This is a genomic window from Alteromonas sp. ABH4_454, from assembly GCF_056311775.1.
This window is the reverse complement of the sequence record NZ_CM149972.1, coordinates 3,633,515-3,655,840: the sequence shown is the minus strand read 5'-3', so window position 1 is coordinate 3,655,840 and position 22,326 is coordinate 3,633,515. Positions and strand designations below refer to the sequence as shown.

Genomic DNA, 22,326 nt, shown 5'->3' with positions numbered 1-22,326 from the left:
TTTTTCTTAAAGGCTCTTGTGAAGCTTGATACTGCTAAGTTTTCATAAGCGTCATCTAATATGAAGTGGTTGGGATAATAATAATGCACGATGAAGCAGGCGAACTTTCATCATTAGTCGATCAATGCGATAAAGAACCGATACACCTTCTAGGTCGGATACAAAACCATGGTTTCATGATTATCGTCGATAAGGCGGGGGTTGTTACTCATTTTTCAGAAAACCTGAACCAATTTGCTGATGTTCCGAGCAATCAACTGCTCGGTTACACATTTTGGGAATTAGTCGATCGTGAACTTGTGCACGCGATACGTGGTGCGCAAAGCCAGGCAATGATCCTTGGCAAAGCAGCCTACCTTCATTCTGTATCAATACCGCATTGTAAAGACACATTTGACCTGTGCATTCATCAAAGTGCCGAACACCTCATCCTTGAATTCGAAAAATTAGAGAGTTTGGGTAAGTATGAGGGGGTTATCACAGCGCTAATGGCTCAGATATCGATGTTTCCTGAGCTTGAGGACCTTTATCAAGGTTTAGTTGAAAGCGTGAGAACTGCGACTGGACACGACAGAGTGATGCTTTACCAATTTTTATCCGACGGTTCAGGCGAAGTTATCGCAGAGTCAGTGTCAAACGAAATGACTCCTTTCTTGGGGTTGCGTTACCCCGCGTCGGACATTCCGCGTCAAGCAAGACAGCTTTACAAGAAAAACCTTATTAGAACTATTTCTGACGTTAACGGTGAAACTTTTCCTATTATTGGTAACAAAAAAAGCGATGGAGCTTCTATAGATCTCTCACTTTCACGCCTAAGGGCTGTTTCCGAAGTGCATATTCAATATCTAAAGAATATGAAAGTTGGCGCCTCTATGTCGATATCACTTATTGTGGAAGGTGAGTTGTGGGGGTTGATTGCATGTCATCACAACACTAAAAAAGTTATCCCTAGTCGCTTAGTTTCGCAATTAGAACTCTTCGCAGAGATGTTCTCACTAGAATTATCCAGAAGGCTGGTAAATGAACGGATAAGAGTAAGCGAGAAAGCAAATGCTACATTTACACGTGTACTTAGCAACCTTTCTCTAGGCAAGTCACTCAATAATGCTATCGTAGAACAGTTATCCCTGCTTAAAACGCTTATAGATATTGACGGCATCGGCTGTATTTTTAGCAATGAATATACTAAGTCGGGCGCAGCATTTAGCGCACGAAAAATCAAACGTCTTACAGCAATACTCGCTGAACTTCCCGAAGAAGAAATCCATCAATTTGACAACTTAGCAGACATTCACAACGAGTTAGCGGATGAGAGTGTTGCCGGGGTATTGGCATTAAAGATCTCTCATCAGCCAATGGACTATATTTTTCTTTTTAGAAACTCAGTTGTGCAACAAGTCTATTGGGCGGGTAACCCTGCAAAACGCGTCGAGCTGAAAGAGGGGAAGGAAACGCTTACTCCACGAGCGAGTTTTGATAAATGGGTAGAAAATAATGAATCTACTTCTACTCCATGGACAACGCTGGATATTGAACGTGCTAAATCTATTAGGCTCGGTGTAATGGAACTAACCATTCGCCATTTGCACGAAAAAGAACTACTGCAACGTGAAGCCAAAAAAAGACTCGAGTTACTGATTGGTGAACTAAACCATCGCGTTCGCAATATCTTAAATTTAGTCAGTGCGATTATCGGACAGACATCACAGAGCAAGAAAGATATTGATGAATTTGTGGTTTCTTTATCGTCGAGAATATCTGCACTTGCTCTGGGGCATGATCAGCTTACGCATGCCTCATACAACAGTGTAAGATTCAAAGAGCTTCTTCATAACGAGCTCAAAGCTTACATGATCAATGAGTCATCTTTTAAGATAGACGGGCCTGATATAAGAATCTTACCCTATGCAGTAACGCCTATCGTGTTAGTCTTTCATGAAATGATTACCAATGCTGCCAAGTATGGAGCGCTAAGCGCGACAAGTAATGATGGCAGAGTGGCGATAACCTGGGAATTAGACGAAAAAGGCTGCTCTATTAAATGGGAAGAAATAGGGGGGCCTCCCTTACATGGTTTAGGTGATGAAGGGTTTGGAATGACGGTTATAAAGTCAGTCATCCCCCATGAATTAAAAGGCAAAGCGTCATTGAGTACTAAAATTACCGGGCTCAATGCAGAGTTTCTCATTCCTCGTAAATTTATAGAATTGGGTGCTAGCCAAACAAGTACTCCACATGCAACCCATGGCGAAAAGCCTCAATCCATCAGTACAGCTAATACCGAAAAAATCCTCACAAGCGCCTTTATCGTTGAAGATAACTTACTTATATCGCTAGACCTCAAGAAGCACCTTAAACAATTGGGAATTGATAAAATTGATATTTTTGGTGATATCAGTTCAGCAAGAGCGGCGTTGGCCAAAGTTAAACCTTCGATGATGTTTTTAGATGTTCATTTGGGAAATGAAAATACCTTTCAGTTAGGTATTGAAATACAAAAGTTATCAATACCCTTTATCTTCATTACGGGTTATGGAGCGACAATAGAGCTGCCAAACGAGTTATCTAATGTGGATGTATTAACCAAACCCGTCGACACAACATTGCTAAAGCGCTCCATCGAAGCTTTTGGCTTTAAGGTGTAAAGCTGTGACTGATATAACTCCGCCCTTGATACTTGTTGTTGAAGACAATTTAGTTGAAGCAATGAATGTTAAGAATGCGCTTACCGAAGCAGGTATGCAGGTGTTAGGCATAGCAAAGACGGAAAGCGAACTGTATGCGTTAGTAGATAAACGTGTTCCGGATCTGATTTTGATGGACATTGATTTGGGTGGTTCAGATTCTGGTATTGGAATTGCCAAAAGCATTACAGAGAGGTTTAAAGTACCCGTAGTGTTTAGTACCTCTTATTGTGATGACACGACAATTTCTAATGCGCTCGCGATTTCCCCGTATGGATATCTAGTAAAACCGTACGGCGTGCTTTCGCTTACAACGACTATTCAAGTTGCGCTGGAAAGAAAGAAAACGGAGAAAGCGCTCGCTTCTTCTAATAGACGTTTCGCAATGGCCTCAAAGATTGCTAAGTTAGGCGTGTTAGAAGTCGATACCTCTACTCAGTCAGTCGTTATTAAAAGCGTCGAGAACCTTTTTGATTTTCCACGCAAAATGCCAATATCCAAATTCCTTTCGTTGTTTCCCGAAGAAACGGAAGTTGAGTTAAAAGAGGCGATACATTTAAAGTCGAATTATCTCACAACCTTGCAGCTGAAAATTGAAGGGCAAGCGACTAAATGGTTTCAGGTTGTCCTTTCCGATGTAGGGTGGGGCGAAGACTACGTTCAAATTGGCGCCATACAAGATATATCAATCCTACAGAGCGCTCAGTCAAACCTGAGTGTTGCAGATAAGATTGTAAGTGAAATTAAAGAAGGCGTTTTAGTCTGTGATGCTGAAGGTCTCATAATAAAAGCTAACCAATCCTTATGTGATATGCTAGGTACCCAAGCCGAGCATCTAATATCTACCCACATTAACAATGTTTTTCCTAAAGCGCGAAAACACGATCCTCGTCCAGACTATTTGATAGACGGTTTAAGGACAGAACTCACTATTGTAAGCGAAGGACAAAGGTTTCATTTAACCATGTCGGTAACGTCATTCGAAATTGATGTTGGTGAAACTAATTATGTTGCCATTCTCACAGATGTTTCAGAACTAAAGTCATCGGAAAGTCAACTCAAGTACCTTGCATTCACTGACGCCCTCACCGGTGCTGGAAATCGAAACTTTTTGAACAGTATTGTCGAGACTTACAGTGAATCATGTGAGCCCTGCTCGATTATTTTTATTGATATTGATGAGTTTAAGCTTATTAATGATACCCATGGACATGAAGTGGGAGATGAGATTTTGAGAGCGTGTGCAAGTCGATTTAAGGCAGCGCTAAGAGACGATGATACTGTTATTAGGTTTGGCGGTGACGAGTTTGTTGTTGTAACAAGCACTACCTGCCATAAGCTTTTAAGTAAAATGACATCCCGGTTATCCTCTTCATTGAAAAAAACATTTAGAACAACATCAGGTGACTTTCAAATTACAGCGAGTATCGGCCTTGCTTCATCTACAGAAAGTATGTCGCCAACAGAGCTACTAAAAAATGCCGATATCGCAATGTTTTCAGCAAAGCAAGGTGGTAAAAACAGCATTGTCACTTTCAACGATAATCTGTCGAAAAACATTGAATATAGGCTGTTTATCCAACAAGGGCTTAAAAGCGCTATCCAAAGTAAACAAATTACCGCTTATTTTCAGCCTATAGTGGGCTCTAACGGTGAGGTTTTGGCCGTGGAGGCATTAGCTCGTTGGCACATTCCCAGCCATGGACCAATCAGCCCAGAAAAGTTTATTCCAATAGCTGAACGTACAAAGTATATTCATGATATTGGGTTACTGATGCTTGATGAAGTCTGTTTTGCACTCAAAGCACTAAGCGGATGGGGGTTTTCAAAGATAAAATTCAATCTAAATATGTCTGCGGTACAGTTACAGAATGATGGCATCGTAGAACTGTTTGCGGAGCGCTTTGCTTTCCATAATATTGACCCTGGACGAATAGTCATCGAAATAACTGAATCCACGCTTCAAAGTTCAAAGGCGAGGGAAGTGCTTACCAAAATTAAAGGTCTTGGGGTCATTATTTCCATCGATGACTTTGGAACAGGCTTTTCTTGCATATCAGAATTAGCTGACGAAACGTATGATGCAATCAAAATCGATCGCTCGCTACTGCCTGACTTTCCACTACAAAGTAAACAAGAAAAACGCAGAGCGCTGATCATCGAGAATGTGGTGTCAATGTGTGTGAAACTAGGCATGCCGTGCACGTTAGAAGGTTTAGAAACCTCTGAACAGGTAACCTTCGCCAAAAAGATTGGTGCCAAAGCTATGCAAGGATATTACTTCACGAAGCCTTTGAGCTTAGTCGGCTTGATGGAGTATTTGCAAGCAGAGCATGCCTCACCGCTTGTTAGCATTACCGCACTAGCCGAAGGGCAATGAAGACGCTAGTTATTTGAGTTAGTACTGCTGAGTTTTTGTTCCACTTTTATATCATTCTGCATTTCTTAGGCATCCGTTCACACTAGAGAGGTTTCAAGCAGTATTTTACGTCGACAGAAGCGTACCTATCGCACTAAAATGTCGCTTCACTTAGAGTTGGTCCTTTATCTGACCTGATTCGTTATATTATTGACTCTTTATTTCCTCTGCGTGTAGGCAAGCTTCCTGCAATGAAAAGCGCAGGGAGAACGTAAAACCAATCACCCTAAATAGAGGTTTGTAGTGCTAAGGAAAGGCTTAGTTATCACCACGGTTCTTTTGCTCCCTATCGCAGCCGTGCTGTTTTTTATGAGTGTTCACGAACTGTTTAAAATGAAAACGGTAACGGTAGACCCAAAACTCAAAGAAATTTCTGGAATAGAGTTCGACAAATATAAAAGGCTGTGGGCTATTAATGATAGTGGTGACGGACCTATTTTGTATTTGCTGGGCAAGAGCGGCAGTATTGTTAGAGAGGTTACGGTTTCAAACGCTAAAAATGTAGATTGGGAAGATATGACCCAAAATAGTTTTGGTCATTTTTTTCTAGGAGATTTTGGTAACAATGACAATAAACGCCGCTGGCTCACTATCTATAAAATAGAAAATCCCATTGACATTGAAGGGGACACTACTGAAGCAGAGATTATAAAGTTCACCTATCCAGAAATGGGTAAAGGCAAAGTGAAGCCCCAAGACAAAAACTACGATTTAGAAGCCTTTGTAGAATACAAGCGTAATTTGTATTTATTCACCAAAAATAGAACTAAGCCCTTTGATGGCATTACAAAGCTATACAAAGTGGGCGACCATGCTGCCAACTTCGATGCACAGCTAATAGGTGAGTTCAAAACCTGCACTACCCTAGAGAAGCTATGCTGGATAACCTCTGCGGCGATAAGCCCTGATAGAACTAAACTTGTACTACTCGATTCAACTAGCTTGTGGCTTTTCGAAAATTTTGAAGGCGACAACTTTTTTAGCGGTGACGTTTCTCGTATCGACCTTGGTGTGGTAACACAAAAAGAGGCGGTAACTTTCTATGATGACAACACTCTGGTGTTTACTGACGAAGAATACAAAGGGCTATTTGGCGGCAATGTCTACGAAGTTAAACTCGACCAAGTGAAGCGTAACGTGATTAAATACCGCGAAAGCCCGAAACTAACCGAACAAATACCTAAGCAGTAAACATTATGAAGTTCAGCCCGCTACTCTCAGAACTAATACAGGCATTAACCTGTCTTCCCGGCGTTGGCAATAAGAGCGCCCAACGAATGGCATTTCATCTTTTAGAGCGAAACCGTACGGGGGCGATTGATTTAAGCAATGTGCTACACAATGCCATGGAGCATATTCATCATTGTAAGCGTTGTAGAACGTTCACAGAAGATGAGCTATGTGACATTTGCCGCCACCCAGAAAGAGAGGCTAGCGGTTTATTGTGTATTGTAGAAAGTCCTCAAGATGTATTAGCGATAGAACAAACGTTAAGCTACAAAGGCCAGTATTTTGTATTAATGGGGCATTTGTCACCCATTGATGGCGTTGGACCGGAAGAAATTGGCTTAACCGAACTCGAAGCGCGCCTCGCTGCTGGTGGAATTAATGAAGTTATCTTAGCCACAAACCCCACTGTAGAAGGGGAAGCAACGGCGCACTATATTGCTCAGCTATGTACGAGTCACAATGTCGACGCCTCTCGCATTGCTCATGGTGTACCGGTTGGGGGAGAACTTGAATACATTGACGGCAATACACTGACCCACGCTTTTTCGGGTCGCCGCAAGCTGTAACTAAAATACAGAGCGTTTTAAGCATATAAAATAAAACGCTCGCTTTTTGTAAAATCGTTCCCCATTGCCAAGTTAATTCCTGCTGATTCGCTTATTAGATAAGCGGTATACACCTTTTCTCGAAAAAGTTTACGAATAGAAAATAAATTTTCGTTCTAAACGTTGAAAAGTGCGTTGAGTGACCTTACCTGTTTAACATCAAACGTGATCCATTCAACGAGGAGATATTGGATTATGGCTGAAGCAGCCCACAAAGAAACCCACGGTTTTCAAACAGAAGTAAAACAGCTTCTTCAACTGATGATTCACTCTTTGTATTCAAACAAAGAAATTTTTCTACGCGAGCTAGTGTCAAACGCGGCAGATGCTGCGGATAAGCTGCGTTTTCGCGCCCTAGAAAATGATAGCCTGTACGAAAACGATGGTGAATTAAACGTAAAACTTAGCGTTGATAAAGAAGCGAACACAGTTACGATTACCGATAATGGTATTGGTATGACTCGTGATGAAGTCATTGCCAACTTGGGTACCATTGCCAAATCTGGTACTAAAGATTTCTTTAGCAAGCTTTCTGGCGATAGCGCGAAAGACTCCCAGCTTATTGGTCAGTTCGGTGTAGGTTTCTACTCAGCATTTATAGTTGCAGACAAAGTGACTGTTCGCACTCGTGCGGCTGGTGCCGATGCATCTACTGGTGTTGAATGGGTTTCAGACGGTGAAGGTGAGTTCACTATTGCCGAAATCAACAAGCCTACTCGCGGAACAGAGATTACGCTTCACCTTCGCGAAGACGAAAAAGAATTTGCCGACACGTGGCGTTTGCGCTCAATTGTAAGCAAATACTCAGACCACATCAGTATTCCTGTACAAATGTGGAAAGATGAAGTGCCAGAGAGTGAAGGTCCGGATGGCGAAAAAATTGAAGCTCAGCCTGGTGAGTGGGAAGTGGTTAACAAAGCCACTGCGCTTTGGACTCGTGAGAAGTCTGATATTACTGATGAAGAGTACAACGAGTTCTATAAGCATATCTCTCACGACTTTGCAGATCCGCTAGCATGGGCGCACAACAAGGTGGAAGGTAAAACTGAATATACCAGCTTACTTTATATCCCTTCCAAAGCGCCTTTCGATATGTGGAACCGCGATCAAAACCATGGTCTTAAGCTTTACGTTCAACGCGTTTTCATCATGGATGACGCAGAGCAGTTCATGCCGACCTACTTGCGTTTTGTTAAAGGTTTGCTAGATAGCAACGACCTTCCGCTAAACGTGTCTCGAGAGATTCTTCAAGACAACAAGATTACCCAAGCACTACGTCAAGGTTGTACCAAGCGCGTTCTACAAATGCTTGAGAAAATGGCGAAGAATGACAGTGAAAAATATCAGTCGTTCTGGAATGAGTTTGGTAATGTACTAAAAGAAGGTCCAGCGGAAGACTTCAGTAACCGTGAGAAGATCGCTGGTCTATTGCGCTTTGCATCTACCCACGGAGAATCTGACGCACAAACAATTTCATTAGCTGATTACATTGAGCGAATGAAAGAAGGCCAGGATAAGATTTACTACGTGACTGCAGACAGCCTTCAAGCGGCTAAGTCTAGCCCACACCTTGAGATTTTCCGTAAGAAGGGAATCGAAGTATTGCTAATGGGCGAGCGCATTGACGAGTGGCTAATGTCTCACCTAACTGAGTTTAACGAGAAACAATTTGTTTCTATCGCGAAAGGAAACTTAGACTTAGGCGACTTAGAAGACGAAGAGTCTAAGAAAGCTCAAGAAGAAGCAGAGAAAGAAGTAGAAGGCGTTCTAGAGCGAGCGAAAACAGCACTTGGTGACAAGGTTGTAGACGTTAAGTTCACGCATCGCTTAACTGACTCCCCTGCTGTTATTGTTGCCGACGACAATGGCATGACTACACAGATGATGAAGTTGATGCAGGCGGCTGGCCAAACCGTGCCAGACGTGAAGTATCACTTTGAACTTAACCCTGAGCACAGCTTAGTTAAACTGCTTGCCGACACGCAAGATGAAGAGCTATTCAACCAATGGGTTGGTGTACTCTTTGATCAAGCAGCGTTGTCAGAGCAGGGTAGTTTGAAAGACCCGTCTACGTTCGTTCAGAACTTGAATACCTTGCTAATGAAGTTGGCAAAATAAGCAGGTAGACAGCAGGTTTATACTTAAAAACGGGCATCACGCCCGTTTTTTTATGTCTACTACTAACAAAAGTAAATTTGGCTGTTTTATTGTGCTATATTTTGGCAGTTAAAATTTCTAGTTAATCACTTAAAACTTTAAAAATTCATGCTTTAAAGAAGATGAATTACCGGGCGATTAGCTTACAGGTTTAGACTTAAATTTATAAAAACGCCTATAAGCTGAGTATATATTCGCCATTAGTCTTAAGATTAACTTTACGGTACTTCTTACACTTGTCACTACAGTGTTGAATGTGTAAAGTGCCCGAAGTAAAAAGTTCAAAAATCATAAGCGGAGAACGCACTCATGCGAATCATTCTTCTCGGCGCTCCTGGCGCGGGTAAGGGCACACAAGCTCAGTTCTTGATGGGCAAATATGGCATTCCACAAATTTCAACGGGCGATATGCTTCGTGCTGCGATTAAAGCAGGTACAGAGCTAGGTCTAGAAGCTAAACGTGTAATGGACGAAGGTAAACTAGTGTCTGATGAGATTATCATCGGTCTGGTTAAAGAGCGTATTGCACAAGATGACTGCAAAGACGGTTTCTTGTTAGACGGTTTCCCTCGTACTATTCCACAAGCTGATGCAATGAAAGAAGCCGGTGTTTCTGTTGACCATTGCATTGAGTTTGACGTTCCAGATGACGTCATTGTTGAGCGTATGGGCGGTCGTCGCGTACACCCAGCGTCGGGCCGCGTTTATCACGTTGTTTACAACCCGCCTAAGGTGGAAGGTAAAGACAATGAAACAGGTGATGACCTAATCGTTCGTGACGACGATAAAGAAGAAACTGTACGCAAGCGTCTTGCAATTTACCACGAGCAAACTAAGCCGCTTGTAAACTATTACAGCGCTGAAGCTGACGCTGGAAACTGTGAATACCACAAGCTAGACGGAACACGTCCAGTTGAAGAAGTAAGTGCTGAGCTAGCTGAGCGTTTAGGCTAAGTATCAAAGAGAACTACAAAAGGTCGCATATGCGGCCTTTTTTGTTGCTTGTAACTTAATAGCGGATAACGTTTAATAGCTTCTAATGAACGTATGATGTAATCACTGATTAAAATTACGCGCTATAACTATAACATGTGGAGTAGACCATGGTTTTACCAATCACGGCGTTTTATGCCAGCCTATTGGGTATTTGTTACCTGTATTTGTCGTTTTTAGTTATTGGTGCCAGGCGTCGTCACCAAGTGAGTATTGGCGATGGTGGTCACGAAGATCTTGGTCGATTAGCGAGAGCCCATGGTAATTTCAGTGAGTACGTGCCCATTACTCTTATTATGATAGCCTGTTTTGAAGCCAATACGGGCCAAGTATGGGCCGTTCACGCTCTGGGAAGTGCATTGTTATTCGGGCGCGTCTTTCACGCTTACGGTTTAGGGAGACACTCTGGCGTCAGTTGGCAACGCTTTGCGGGGATGATATTGACGTTTCTAGCTATGCTTTGTGCTGCAATAGGTAATTTGGTGCTTATCCATTTCGGGTTGTAGTCGCAGTATAACTACTAAATTCATATAAAAATGCCGGCTTAATGGAATCATTTCATTAGCTGGCATTTTTTATATCACTTCCAAGCAGATTAAATTAATCAGGTATTTAAGACAGGTTCGCTTTACGTGTTGCGAAGGTATAGTACGAAAACCAGCTGAATATTCTCACGTAGTTATGTACTTTGCTGGCACATTCGAAAATACACAAGAAAACCCATCGCCTCAGGCGTTTAACTGTTAAATAATCTTGGTTGTTATTTAAATGCTTAAAATCTTGATGACTCTGGTATTTATGATTTTCTACACTTACTTGTTGAAGCGCAGGTTTAAAGTGAAGATGATGGATGCTTGGCGCGCCGACATTGTGGGTTCAGAGGTTATGGTTTATATCATGATCATTCTGCCGGTACTTTCTGCATGGCTCACTACGGTTCTAATTGAATACTTGCTGTTTTAGGGCAATTTAATCGACGTTAAAAAAGCGCTCAAGGCACAGTAATGTAAAGTAATACCATTGAACGCTTTGTCGTTTTACAAGCCTTTAGAAGCGGTAAGTTAGTTTAGAGTAAACAAAGCGGCCACGAGGATTGTGTACGCTACCTACGTAACCGTAAAGGTCGCTATCACCATCACCAATAGCAAATGGAGGCTCTTCATCAAGCAAGTTGTTAGAACCGATGACTAAGCGAAGATTGTCGCTGTAGTTATAACCAAACTGTAAGTCTACCAACATTTGCGAATCTACTGTTCTAGACGTATTTTCTTCAAAGTCCAATACACCGTCGAAATCAATGTCAGGTGTATCTTCAAACTCACCAATAAAGCTAATGTTCAAGTTAGCATCGAACGAACCTTTAGACCACGTTGTACCGAACAACCAACGATGCTCGGGGTAACCGTATTCGCCCGTGTATTCCAGACCGTCTTTTTCAAACTCGTCCATATATGACCAGTCTAGGTTGAAGCGTACGTTACCGTATTCTTGAAGCTCCATGCTGTAATTAGCACTGAAGTCTACACCAGAGGCTTCTTGTGACGACACGTTTTGGTAGGTGTTGAAAATTTTCTGAATAACACCTAATGACTCACCTTCCTGAGGGTCTAAACGAACACAGATTGTACTGTCTTGGTTATTACACTCGGCATTGTAAACCAAACCAAACTGCTGCTCGTCAATTTTGTTGTCTTGGGTGATGCTCCAAACGTCAATGCTCAAACCAAGCTCTTGAATAGGTGCATAGATAACACCCACGTTCCATGACTCTGATTCTTCTGCATCTAGGTCAGGGTTACCCGCAAACTCGATGTTGTAATCTAGCGATTCACAATCTTGACCTGTAGCTTCACAGCGATATTGGTCTACAAAAAATACGCTTTTCTGCGATGGACCAAGGCCAACTTGTGCAAGAGACGGTGCTCTAAAGCCTTGTGCCCAAGAGCCGCGTACGGTTACTTCGTCGCTCGGCGCCCAACGTAACGCAATTTTAGGGTTGGTTGTGCTGCCAAAGTCGCTGTAGTGGTCGTAGCGGCCAGCTAATTGAAGTTCTAGCTCTTCAGCCAACGGAATTGAAAGCTCTAAATACGCAGCATACTGGTCGCGTTCTGCTGAAGCTGACACAGACTCAGTACCAAATATTAAACCGCGTTGGAACTGTACGTCTGGTACGTCAGACACTTGTTCTTCACGGTACTCCACGCCCGCAGCTATCATGACAACGTCGTCACCAAATTCAAAGGCTTCGCCCGTAATGTGTGCATCAACGCTGGTCATGCGAGATTCACCGCGACGCACTAGGCTGGTGGTTATATCATCAATTACGCTTTGCGGGTTAGTAACGCCACCAAATGGATTGTAGTTGCCAAGATCGATTTGCTCTTGTAACCAGTCAACGCGAACCCAGCCTTGTGATTGGTCACCGCTTTGCTCTGAACGGCTGCGACCTTTTTGTACCGACGCTTCCCAATCATAGTCATTAAATGTACCGCGAAGACCCGCGACAAGACGTAGGGTATCAGACTCAATGTCCCAACGACGAGCGCCAGCGTCAACAGGGCGGTAGCGGCCAATTTCGATATCTTGACCAAAAGGATTATCAGGGTGAGTGCCTGGAACGGTTAAACCCGCGTCTTCATCAAGTGGGGTTGCTGCGCCGCCTGCTTCAGACGTATTGTGTTGCATAGCCACTTCCATAAACGCTGTGGTTTCATCGCCAATTTTGTAATCAAACTGGCCGATAAAGCCTACGCGCTCGGAAGAAGGGATCACCAAGCCAAACGGGCCGTAATCGAACAGGCAACTGCCAGACGCCGTAGCGCTATCTTCAGGACAATCTGGGTCGATGGTTTTAACACCATCTACATAAAAGTAGCCAGGGTAGCCGCGCGATGAACGAAAATCCATGCCGCCATAAGGTGATTGATTTGCTGTACCATAACGACCCATTTCATCAGCGCCTAGCGTGCTGTTGTTAAAGTAGTCAATAATAACAGTAGCACTGCTTTTTTCGCTTTGAGAGCCCCACAAAATGCTCGCTGTGGTTTCATCATAACTTGGTCCCGTAGTGCCACCGTAACCGGCGTTAATTTCAAGACCTTCATAGTCTTTCTTAAGAACCACGTTAACCACACCTGCTACCGCGTCTGAACCATAAATCGCCGATGCACCGTCTTTTAAGATATCAATGCGCTCAATGGCAGATACAGGAATAGAGTTAATATCAACAAATGAATTCGTAATGCTTTCTGCAAATGCGCTAATTGCTACACGGCGACCGTTAATTAGTACCAGCGTCGCGTCTGGGCCCATACCGCGAAGCGATACTGCTGCCGCACCATTCGCAGTCGAGTCTTGGCTATTGTTACGAGTTGAGAAGGTACCTGCACCGGTTGCTGGCATTCTTTCTAATAGCTGCTGTAAATTTTCATAGCCCATGCCTTCAATCATGGTTGCATCAATTGATTGAATGGGAGAAGGGCCTTCCATATCTGTGCGCTTAATACGAGAACCGGTGACCGCAATTCGTTCGAGGTTAGCTGATTCTTCGTCAGCTTGCTGTGCATACGCAGGAGAAAGAGAAGTTAATCCTGAAAGTGCTAATCCCACTGCAATTGCACTTACTTTACGACCTTGTTTCATTATTATTTCCTTATTGTCCATCTTACTTGTTGTGTGTCTCTGCAACATAGTTATGCTGCAAAATTATGAATAGCATTCCTTATACTAAAGTTGCAATAGGGAAAAATAGGAAAAATGTGACACTTGGTTACAAGGTGTGTAAATAAAGACTTACTTTTTAGTGTCATGCTTGACTAAATGAAGTGATCTTAACGGGTTTAAATCTCGAAAGGCGGAGAGCTGAAGGGTGATCGCCGAGTGCTACTGATTTGGTTTAATTAAGAAATAATTTGTCCATACAAACGTATGGTTTTTAATATGCTAGGTGGGGGGGATAACTCATTTTTTTTCGTGAGATATCCGCGACCACTCATTTTCGCAGATCTGACCAGTCTTTTTATGATGAAAATTTGAACGTGAGTAAAGGTCGCTTTCAAAACGCAATGAAGACTGAACTTGAACAGCTTTATTGAAGTGCCACAAAAACTCTGTCTCTTCTCGGTAAATACATATCATGCGTGTCTAAAGAAAATGCAACAGATGTCGCCTTACCTTGAATCTCTTCAACTGGAATGAACCCATAGTAGCGGGAATCGACACTATTGTTTCTGTTATCACCCATAGCGAGGACATGAGCCTTGGGCACAGTGACCATATTAAAACTCTTTGCAGGGCTTGGTATTGGGTTAAGCGCTATAGTGCGGTTATGACCTAGAATGTCTTCAGAATAAACCCGCTCATTTGTGGGGGTTAACGCCGCTTTCTCACCGTTAATAAAGAGCACATTATTGTTTAACGCGACCTTGTCGCCTTCGACGGCAACGACTCTTTTAATAAGCCTTGTGTTAGCTGCGCTGCTGTCGATAATCACGATATCACCGCGTCTAATATCATCAGTTCTAGCAATTACAACATCGGTAAAGGGAAGCTCTAGCGTGTATGCTGATTTATCTACCACCACTCGGTCCCCGACCATAATAGTTGGCTCCATAGAGCCGCTGGGAACATGATACCAGTCAGCTACGCTACTTCTAAATGAGAAAAGCAAGACGATCAATAAGATAAAAGGCAGGTTGTTTTTTACGCTTTGTTTAATATTTTTCAAAATCGAGTGCTCGCTATTCGCATCTGACAAAATCATGCAAAGACTTTTGAAGTCTCATCTTTCATTGAATATAGAGGTCAATTTAACCCATTCGTTCAACTTACCGGTTTGAAAAATGTAAGTAACTGTGTCTTTGCCTGTTCAGAATCGCCTCACCTCTAGTACTTCTATCTTAGTTTTTTTAAGTACGAACTTCTAAAGAGTGTAATTAATATGACCGAAAAGGTGCGAAATCGACGTACCTGTATAATAACACGCACCAGTGTAATCAATATCGTCGTGCAATAGCTCATTTACTGTTTCGATATTGCAAATAATTGAAAGAAGTTTAGAAGTTTAAAAAAAGCGTTATGGAGGCATGAGTGACTGAGAAAAAAAAGGAGTCTGGGCGTCGAGAACAGGATGTGGCGCTTAGTCATACCGAAGAAAAGGATGTTCAAAATAATCAAAGTTTAAACTCTGTCTCTCTATACGCCATTGTGCATAGGGAGGGGCTGGAAGAGCTTCAGCGGCCCATGATGTCGCTGTGGTGGTCTGGGGTTGCGGCGGGGATTGGTATTTCGCTTTCAATTCTAGCTGAGGGGATCCTGCATCACCTCTTTTCCGGTTCTCCTTATCAGTTTGTGATCGAGAACTTAGGTTATACGGTGGGCTTCGTACTGGTAATTGTTGGTAGGTTACAACTATTTACCGAAAATACACTGTCCGTTATTTTGCCGTTGCTAAGTAAGCCATCTCTTAATATGGGAGCGTGCATTGTACGACTGTGGGCTATCGTTTTCGCCGCAAACATGGTTGGCACCTTTTTAGCCGCCTTTTTCAGCTATACCCTACAAGCGGTTCCATCAGAACTGGTGGAAGGAATGACTGCTATATCTGAACACTATGCCAAGTTATCACCGCCAGACGCCTTCTCATATGGCATAACGTCTGGATTTATCATTGCCGCTATCGTTTGGATGAAGCCTTCGGTTAAACATTCTCAAATATTGATGATCGTTATCTTTACCTATCTTATTGCCATCGGAAACTTTACCCACGTAATAGCAGGGTCTACTGAACTCTTTCTATTGGCTCTGCAAGGGCATATCAGTATTGCCGAAACGGCTGCGTTAATAGGCGCAACGTTGATGGGTAATATCGTTGGGGGAACGGGGCTGTTCGCACTATTAGCTTATGGGCAGGTAGTAAGGGAAATCGAGAAATAACACGTAATAAATAAAAATGCCCTTAGCGCTTATCGCACTTAGGGCATTTCAAACAAAACGTTAGCGTGCTCGCAGATTACTTATGACGCTCGCGAAGCACATTTAGTGCATCATTTAACGACATATCGCTTGCCTGAAGAAGAACCGTTAGGTGATACAACAAATCAGCGGCCTCGTTTTTAAGCTCTTCTTTGTCGTGCACAGTAGCTGCTAGTGCGGTTTCAACGCCTTCTTCACCTACCTTCTGAGCTATGCGCTTGATGCCTTTGTTATAAAGGCTTGCGGTGTAGCTGCTTTTAGGGTCGGCATCTTTACGAGCAGCCAAGACACGTTCTAAGTCTGCAAGAAAGGTAAATGCGGGTGTGTTGCCGTCAAACCAACAGCTTTCAACACCAGTGTGGCATGTCGGGCCGTTTGGGTTGGCAAGTATCAACAGTGAATCTTGATCGCAGTCACAAGCAACGCTCACTAAATCTAGCGTGTTGCCCGAGGTTTCACCCTTGGTCCAAAGGCGCTGCTTTGAGCGGCTGAAAAAGGTTACTTTGCCAGTATCAAGGGTTTTCGCTAGCGCGTCTTGGTCCATGTAACCCTGCATTAATACCTTGCCTGATAGTGCGTCTTGCACAATCGCAGGCAGCAGGTTGTCCATTTTATCCCAAGCCAGTTTATTGCTGTTTTCGTTAGTAATGATCACGGGTTTACTCCTTCTGCTTGCGCCGTTAATCCGTGACGCTTACGCATGGCAACGCCATTGCTGGTTAATTCTGCTTTAAGCTCATCAATGTTGATGATGCCCTTGTGAAATACCGAGGCTGCAAGTGCGCCATCTACATCAGCTTGTTGGAACACATCAGTAAAGTGAGCAATTTCGCCTGCACCACCTGATGCAATTAGCGGCACTTCACAGACATCGCGCACGGCTTTAAGCTGCTTCACATCATAACCTTTACGTACGCCGTCTTGGTTCATACAATTCAGTACAATTTCACCAGCACCACGTGACTGCACTTCTTTGATCCAGTCGATGGTTTGCCACTTGCTTTTCTGTGTGCGGCTCTCATCACCTGTGAACTTGTATACTTCGTATTGGTCGGTTGCTTCGTTATAGAAACTGTCGATACCAATTACTACGCACTGTTGACCGTATACATCGTGAAGCTGATTAATTAGATCAGGGTTATTAAGGGCAGGGGAGTTAATCGAAATCTTATCTGCACCCATTTCCAAAATGCGCCCAGCATCTTCAATGCTTTTAATGCCACCTGCGACACAAAACGGTATATCAATAACCTGTGCAATACGGCTTACCCAGCTTTTATCTACCACTCGGGCGTCAGAGCTTGCGGTAATATCGTAAAATACCAACTCGTCGGCGCCCGCTTTTGCGTACTGCTCGGCAAGTGGCACGATGTCACCAATAATTTCATGGTTTCTAAATTGAACGCCCTTAACCACTTTACCGTCGCGTACATCCAAACAGGGAATTATGCGCTTTGCCAGCATGCAATAGCCTCCTTCACCGTGAATTTACCTTCAAGTAATGCGCGACCTAAAATTACGCCGCCAACGTTAGTCGGCTTCAAGGCTTCGATATCAGCGATGCTGCCAATACCGCCAGACGCTTGCCAGCTTACATTAGGGAAACGGGCTGCCATTTCTTGATACAGCTCAGTGTTAGCGCCTTGTAGTGTACCATCGCGGCTAATATCGGTGCATAGCACGTGCTTAGCGCCAACTGTAGCGAAGTCTTCAAGCAAGCCTTCGAGAGCAACGCCAGAATTCTCTTGCCAACCGTGGGTAGCAATAAGCTTTTTACCGCTGTCGCTAATATTGATATCAAGAGCTAAAACGATGTGCTCTGGACCGTACTTGTCTACCCAAGACTTTACTAGCTCAGGTTGTTTTACCGCCAAAGAGCCTATTACTACGCGGCTTACGCCAGTTTCAAGTAACTGCGCCACTTCTTCTTCGCTACGAATACCGCCGCCGGCTTGAAACTTCATGCGCTTAGTGTCGACCATAGACTTAATCAGTGAAAGCTGACGCTTACTAGTGTCTTTAGCGCCCGTAAGGTCAACAATGTGCAGCCAAGTTGCGCCTTGGTCAGCATAGTCGTGAACCACGTCAACAGGGTCCAGTTCGTATTGGGTTTTTTGCTCGTAGTCACCTTGATAAAGGCGGACTACATGTCCTTCAATAAGATCAATCGCTGGAATAATCATTATAGGTTCACAAAGTTAGTCAGTAGTTGTGCTCCGGCTTCGCCAGAACGTTCTGGGTGGAATTGCACCCCGTAAAAATTGTCTTTGTTTATGGCAGCAGAGAACGTATTTCCATAAGTGCAGCTTGCAAGCGTGTGCTCGTATTCAGGAACGGCAAAACTGTGCACAAAGTAAAAGTAGGTATCTTGCGGAATGCCTTTGAACAGACTTTCGTTGTTGTGTGAGACAGTGTTCCAGCCCATATGAGGTAAGCGCACGCCTTTTGATTCCATGCGCGCCACGTGACCCGGCATAAGGTTTAAACAGTCGATGTTACCTGTGCCTTGAAAACCACCCTCAGCACTAGTTTCAACCATAAGCTGCATGCCTAAACATACACCCAGCACAGGTTGGGTTAGCGCCTGAAGGGTTTCTACCAGCGCTTTTTGCTTAATGCTTGCCATAGCCGCTGCTGCGGTACCAACACCGGGTAAAAACACTTTGTCAGCGCTTTTCATCACGTCTACATCGTCAGATACGTCTACTTGAACGCCTAGGCGTTCAAGGGCAAAGCGTACCGATGAGATGTTGGCACAGCCGGTATTCACTATTACTATTTTTTGTCGCTGGCTAGTGTTTACCACTGACATTACAGTGCTCCTTTACTGCTTGGTAATGCATCACCTTGGCGCGTAATGGCTTGGCGAAGGGCGCGACCAAAGACTTTAAACAAGCTTTCTACCTGGTGGTGGGCATTACCTTCGCTGGTGGATAGGTGCAGCGAAAGACCCATGCTTTGCGCAATCGAGTAGAAGAAGTGTGGCACCATTTCAGTGGCCATTTCGCCTACTTGATCACGACTAAATTCAGCGTCGAACTTAAGGTGAGGGCGGTTAGAAATGTCCATAATACATTCCGCACGGCACTCATCCATTGGCAAGGCAAAACCAAAACGGCCAATACCGCGTTTGTCGCCCAGTGCCTTTTTAAGCGCCTCACCTAGTGCAAGGGCGGTGTCTTCTACACTATGGTGGTCGTCAATGTGCAAATCGCCATTGGTAGTAAGATTTAGCTCGAAGCCACCGTGTGTAGCAATTTGGTCAAGCATGTGGTCAAAAAAGCCCATGCCGGTTTGAATGGTTGATTTAGCCTGCGAATCAAGATCTACACGTACTTTAATGTCTGTTTCAGAAGTCGTGCGTACCACTTCAGCAATACGTGAAGATGCAAGCAAGCTTTTCTGAATATCGTTCCAGTTTAAGCTTTCTCGGTTGTATTGGAAGCTGCGAATACCCATGTTTTCAGCAAGCTGTACATCGGTAATTCTGTCACCAATCACAAACGATCGGGTAAAATCCACTTTGCCTTGCTGCAAGTATTCTTGTACTAAGCCAAGCTTTGGTTTGCGGCATGTGCAGTTATCAGCATCGAAGTGCGGGCAAATAAGCACATCGTCAAAGATTACGCCTTGGCTTTCAAAAATCGCCATCATGGCGTTGTGTGGCTTGTCAAAGTCTTCTTGAGGGAAGCTGTCTGTGCCCAACCCGTCTTGGTTACTTACCATAACGAGTTTAAACCCAGCTGCTTTAAGCTTTAACAACACGGGAATAACGTTTGGCTCGAAAACCAGCTTTTCAAGACTATCTAGTTGCTTATCTACCGGAGGCTCTTCAACAAGTGTACCGTCGCGGTCGATAAATAAAATGGCTTGCTGACTCATGCCGCATCCTCACTATTTTTAAATTCGTTAATCAACTGCATTAAACGCTGATTTTGTTCTTCTGTGCCTATGCTTACCCGTAAACAGTTTTGTAAGTTAAGCTGTTTTGATTGGTCGCGGATTAGCATGCCTTGGCTTACCAAGTACTGCATTAGAGCTTGAGCTTTCGCGTAGCGGAATAAGATAAAGTTTGCTCGCCTGTCACCAACTAGCTCAAAGCCTTCAACTGCTTCTAACGCTTCAGCTAATGCTTCTTTTTCGCGGTTAAGCGTTGCAACCTGCAGCTCAAGTAACGTTAGCGACTCTGGCGACAATGCTTGTGCGGCAATCTGTGCCACTGGCTCTGGAATAGGATAGGGCGCTATCACTTTTAGTAGTGCTTGAATGACGGGGGCCTGAGCAAGGGTAAAACCACAGCGAAGACCGGCAAGAGCAAACGCTTTCGATAGCGTACGAAGTACAACAAGATTCGGATAGTTGTTTATTTCATTTGCCCATGTATTGTCAGCATCAAACTCAATATATGCTTCATCTACCACCACTAAAGCCTTATCAGTAAAGTGATTAAGCACAGTCTTAATATCTTCACGAGCGACCGGCGTACCGGTTGGATTATTAGGCGCGCAGATAAAAATCACGTTAACGTCTTCTTCTGCGCAAACTGCATTCACATTAAGGCTAAAGTCGTCGTTAAGCGGCACTTTCTTAATGCCCACATCGCAGGTTTCAGCGCTGATTGCATACATACCGTAAGTAGGTGGGCATATAAGAATGCTGTCTTTACCCGGCGTACAGAAGGTACGGATAAGCAGTTCAATGCCCTCATCTGCACCGCGAGTAACGATTAACTGAGACTTATCAAGGCCAGCATAATCGGCATAACCACTGACTACCGCATCAGGCTGACACGAAGGATACCGATTAAAGTTACTGCTATCTACACTATATTCGTTAGCATAAGGTGACTCGTTGGCATTAAGCCAGTCTTGACCTCCTGAAAACAAGCGGCGCGCTGATTCATACGGCTTTAGCGGCACTAAGTTTTCGTTAATTAGGTTATCGATAAGTGCCGACATTAGGCGTCTCCCTGCTTAAGTGCCTGCATACGAAGCGCAACAGCCTGTTCGTGGGCGTCTAACCCTTCTGCTGCGGCTAGTGCCATGATAGCAGGTCCCAAATTACGCATGCCGTCTTCACTTAACTCTTGAATTGTGTAGCGGCGCATAAAGTCCAACAAACCAAGGCTAGAGTAATTCTTGGCATAACCGTATGTGGGCAGCACGTGGTTAGTGCCTGACGCATAGTCCCCTGCAGATTCTGGAGACCACGGGCCTAAGAAAATAGAGCCTGCATATTTAATTTTTGGTAAATAATCGCGGGCATTCTCAATCTGCACAATTAAGTGTTCAGCCGCGTAGGCATTGCTTGCTTCAATAGCCTGTTCAATGGAATCGGCAAGTATATAGCGTGCATTTTCCATAGCAGGGCGTGCAATTTCAGCGCGAGACAGCGTAGCTAATTGACGTTCAACCGCAGCTTTTGCCTCTTCAATAAGCGTGGCGCTGTTGGATACCAAAATGGCCTGTGAATCTGGCCCGTGTTCGGCTTGGGAAAGTAAGTCTGCAGCCACAAATTCAGGGTTTGCAAATTCATCAGCAAGTACCAACACTTCTGATGGACCCGCCGGCATATCAATAGCAGCGCCATCAGCACGTTGGCTAACTTGCTGTTTAGCTTCGGTAACAAAGCTATTGCCAGGGCCGAAGATTTTATCGACCTGAGGAATCGTTTCAGTACCCAATGCCATGGCTGCAACCGCTTGAGCGCCACCACACAAGAAGATTTTATCAATGCCGCATTTTCTTGCCGCATAGGCAATTTCAGGCGCAATAAGTTGTTCTTTATTTGGCGGTGTGCACAGGAGTTTATTTTCACAACCTGCCACTAGCGCGGGTACACCAAGCATTAGCACAGTTGAGGGAAGTGGAGCACTGCCCCCTGGAATATACAGACCTACTGCGTCAAGGGCAGTGAAGCGGAGCTCACATTTGACGCCAGGCGTTGTGGTCAGCGCAATATCACTGGGCATTTGAGCTTCGTGAAAGGTCTTTATATTGTTAAACGCTGTGTCGATAGCGTTTGCGACTTCAGGTGTTACCTTAGCTGCAAGTGCATCGATATTCTCTTGCGAAAGCACAAGGCTTTTTAGATCCGGGCAGTCAAATTTCCGTGTGTAATCCAGTACTGCCGCATCACCTTCTGCTTCAACGCGGGCGATAATCTCGCCCACGGTTTGCTTTAACTGTTGGCTATTGGCCATAGCCGGGCGGGCTAGCGCCTGTTTTTTCTCATTTGTCGAGAGAGATGACCAAGTAATCATAAT

Annotated in this window: 18 protein-coding genes; 9 read left to right on the top strand and 9 right to left on the bottom strand. The window is 44.0% G+C overall.

Features of this window, described 5'->3' with window-relative positions; translation table 11 throughout:
• Positions 1 to 83 precede the first annotated feature (83 nt).
• From ACYX4W_RS15975 to ACYX4W_RS15940, 8 genes are all read left to right on the top strand, one after another.
• Positions 84 to 2,645 (top strand): HWE histidine kinase domain-containing protein, encoded by a 2,562-nt coding sequence (locus ACYX4W_RS15975; RefSeq protein ID WP_476073818.1) that lies wholly within the window; start codon positions 84 to 86, stop codon positions 2,643 to 2,645.
• Positions 2,646 to 2,649: 4 nt separating this feature from the next.
• Complete coding sequence (locus ACYX4W_RS15970; RefSeq protein ID WP_476073817.1) at positions 2,650 to 5,064, top strand: EAL domain-containing protein; 2,415 nt, start codon at positions 2,650 to 2,652, stop codon at positions 5,062 to 5,064.
• Between the two features lie 282 nt (positions 5,065 to 5,346).
• Complete coding sequence (locus ACYX4W_RS15965) at positions 5,347 to 6,294, top strand: hypothetical protein (RefSeq protein WP_476073816.1); 948 nt, start codon at positions 5,347 to 5,349, stop codon at positions 6,292 to 6,294.
• A 5-nt stretch (positions 6,295 to 6,299) separates the two neighbouring features.
• On the top strand, positions 6,300 to 6,899 hold the full coding sequence (gene recR, locus ACYX4W_RS15960) for a recombination mediator RecR (RefSeq protein WP_039222833.1): 600 nt from the start codon (positions 6,300 to 6,302) through the stop codon (positions 6,897 to 6,899).
• Positions 6,900 to 7,133: 234 nt separating this feature from the next.
• A complete protein-coding gene (htpG, locus tag ACYX4W_RS15955) occupies positions 7,134 to 9,056 on the top strand; it encodes a molecular chaperone HtpG (RefSeq protein ID WP_476073815.1) in 1,923 nt (640 codons plus the stop codon).
• A gap of 348 nt (positions 9,057 to 9,404) precedes the next feature.
• A complete protein-coding gene (adk, locus tag ACYX4W_RS15950; protein ID WP_334059352.1) occupies positions 9,405 to 10,049 on the top strand; it encodes an adenylate kinase in 645 nt (214 codons plus the stop codon).
• A 149-nt stretch (positions 10,050 to 10,198) separates the two neighbouring features.
• Positions 10,199 to 10,594, top strand: coding sequence for an MAPEG family protein (locus ACYX4W_RS15945; protein WP_474805876.1), 396 nt, complete (start codon positions 10,199 to 10,201; stop codon positions 10,592 to 10,594).
• A 262-nt stretch (positions 10,595 to 10,856) separates the two neighbouring features.
• Positions 10,857 to 11,051: a hypothetical protein gene (locus ACYX4W_RS15940; protein ID WP_476073814.1), complete on the top strand. Its 195-nt coding sequence runs from the start codon at positions 10,857 to 10,859 to the stop codon at positions 11,049 to 11,051.
• Between the two features lie 84 nt (positions 11,052 to 11,135).
• Here ACYX4W_RS15940 and ACYX4W_RS15935 read toward each other — a convergent pair whose 3' ends face one another.
• Positions 11,136 to 13,730 (bottom strand): TonB-dependent receptor, encoded by a 2,595-nt coding sequence (locus tag ACYX4W_RS15935; protein ID WP_476073813.1) that lies wholly within the window; start codon positions 13,728 to 13,730, stop codon positions 11,136 to 11,138.
• 445 nt (positions 13,731 to 14,175) lie between these two features.
• Positions 14,176 to 14,850 carry a signal peptidase I gene (gene lepB, locus ACYX4W_RS15930; RefSeq protein ID WP_476073812.1) on the bottom strand — a complete coding sequence of 225 codons (675 nt, stop codon included), beginning with the start codon at positions 14,848 to 14,850 and terminating at the stop codon, positions 14,176 to 14,178.
• A 326-nt stretch (positions 14,851 to 15,176) separates the two neighbouring features.
• Here lepB and ACYX4W_RS15925 point away from each other — a divergent pair, with 326 nt between their 5' ends.
• A complete protein-coding gene (locus ACYX4W_RS15925; RefSeq protein WP_476073811.1) occupies positions 15,177 to 16,022 on the top strand; it encodes a formate/nitrite transporter family protein in 846 nt (281 codons plus the stop codon).
• Between the two features lie 76 nt (positions 16,023 to 16,098).
• Here ACYX4W_RS15925 and hisIE read toward each other — a convergent pair whose 3' ends face one another.
• The 7 genes from hisIE to hisD are packed head-to-tail and all read right to left on the bottom strand — an operon-like array spanning position 16,099 to position 22,323.
• Positions 16,099 to 16,716 (bottom strand): bifunctional phosphoribosyl-AMP cyclohydrolase/phosphoribosyl-ATP diphosphatase HisIE, encoded by a 618-nt coding sequence (gene hisIE, locus ACYX4W_RS15920; RefSeq protein WP_476073810.1) that lies wholly within the window; start codon positions 16,714 to 16,716, stop codon positions 16,099 to 16,101.
• On the bottom strand, positions 16,713 to 17,525 hold the full coding sequence (gene hisF / locus ACYX4W_RS15915; protein ID WP_474805886.1) for an imidazole glycerol phosphate synthase subunit HisF: 813 nt from the start codon (positions 17,523 to 17,525) through the stop codon (positions 16,713 to 16,715). The genes hisIE and hisF overlap by 4 nt, the downstream gene beginning before the upstream one ends.
• Positions 17,507 to 18,244 (bottom strand): 1-(5-phosphoribosyl)-5-[(5-phosphoribosylamino)methylideneamino]imidazole-4-carboxamide isomerase, encoded by a 738-nt coding sequence (gene hisA, locus ACYX4W_RS15910; protein ID WP_476073809.1) that lies wholly within the window; start codon positions 18,242 to 18,244, stop codon positions 17,507 to 17,509. The genes hisF and hisA overlap by 19 nt, the downstream gene beginning before the upstream one ends.
• Positions 18,244 to 18,873 carry an imidazole glycerol phosphate synthase subunit HisH gene (gene hisH / locus ACYX4W_RS15905; RefSeq protein WP_476073808.1) on the bottom strand — a complete coding sequence of 210 codons (630 nt, stop codon included), beginning with the start codon at positions 18,871 to 18,873 and terminating at the stop codon, positions 18,244 to 18,246. Before hisH ends, hisA begins: the two co-directional genes overlap by 1 nt.
• On the bottom strand, positions 18,873 to 19,943 hold the full coding sequence (hisB, locus tag ACYX4W_RS15900; protein WP_476073807.1) for a bifunctional histidinol-phosphatase/imidazoleglycerol-phosphate dehydratase HisB: 1,071 nt from the start codon (positions 19,941 to 19,943) through the stop codon (positions 18,873 to 18,875). The genes hisH and hisB overlap by 1 nt, the downstream gene beginning before the upstream one ends.
• A complete protein-coding gene (gene hisC / locus ACYX4W_RS15895; RefSeq protein WP_476073806.1) occupies positions 19,940 to 21,019 on the bottom strand; it encodes a histidinol-phosphate transaminase in 1,080 nt (359 codons plus the stop codon). Before hisC ends, hisB begins: the two co-directional genes overlap by 4 nt.
• Positions 21,019 to 22,323, bottom strand: coding sequence for a histidinol dehydrogenase (gene hisD / locus ACYX4W_RS15890; RefSeq protein ID WP_476073805.1), 1,305 nt, complete (start codon positions 22,321 to 22,323; stop codon positions 21,019 to 21,021). The genes hisC and hisD overlap by 1 nt, the downstream gene beginning before the upstream one ends.
• Positions 22,324 to 22,326 lie beyond the last annotated feature (3 nt).

Bases quoted from the DNA above. Each gene is read 5' to 3' on its own strand.
- ACYX4W_RS15975 (WP_476073818.1), top strand. From the start codon at position 84: ATGCACGATGAAGCAGGCGAACTTTCATCATTAGTCGATCAATGCGAT.
- recR (WP_039222833.1), top strand. From the start codon at position 6,300: ATGAAGTTCAGCCCGCTACTCTCAGAACTAATACAGGCATTAACCTGT.
- htpG (WP_476073815.1), top strand. From the start codon at position 7,134: ATGGCTGAAGCAGCCCACAAAGAAACCCACGGTTTTCAAACAGAAGTA.
- adk (WP_334059352.1), top strand. From the start codon at position 9,405: ATGCGAATCATTCTTCTCGGCGCTCCTGGCGCGGGTAAGGGCACACAA.
- ACYX4W_RS15945 (WP_474805876.1), top strand. From the start codon at position 10,199: ATGGTTTTACCAATCACGGCGTTTTATGCCAGCCTATTGGGTATTTGT.
- ACYX4W_RS15940 (WP_476073814.1), top strand. From the start codon at position 10,857: ATGCTTAAAATCTTGATGACTCTGGTATTTATGATTTTCTACACTTAC.
- ACYX4W_RS15935 (WP_476073813.1), bottom strand. From the start codon at position 13,730: ATGAAACAAGGTCGTAAAGTAAGTGCAATTGCAGTGGGATTAGCACTT.
- lepB (WP_476073812.1), bottom strand. From the start codon at position 14,850: ATGATTTTGTCAGATGCGAATAGCGAGCACTCGATTTTGAAAAATATT.
- hisF (WP_474805886.1), bottom strand. From the start codon at position 17,525: ATGCTGGCAAAGCGCATAATTCCCTGTTTGGATGTACGCGACGGTAAA.
- hisA (WP_476073809.1), bottom strand. From the start codon at position 18,244: ATGATTATTCCAGCGATTGATCTTATTGAAGGACATGTAGTCCGCCTT.
- hisH (WP_476073808.1), bottom strand. From the start codon at position 18,873: ATGTCAGTGGTAAACACTAGCCAGCGACAAAAAATAGTAATAGTGAAT.
- hisB (WP_476073807.1), bottom strand. From the start codon at position 19,943: ATGAGTCAGCAAGCCATTTTATTTATCGACCGCGACGGTACACTTGTT.
- hisC (WP_476073806.1), bottom strand. From the start codon at position 21,019: ATGTCGGCACTTATCGATAACCTAATTAACGAAAACTTAGTGCCGCTA.
- hisD (WP_476073805.1), bottom strand. From the start codon at position 22,323: ATGATTACTTGGTCATCTCTCTCGACAAATGAGAAAAAACAGGCGCTA.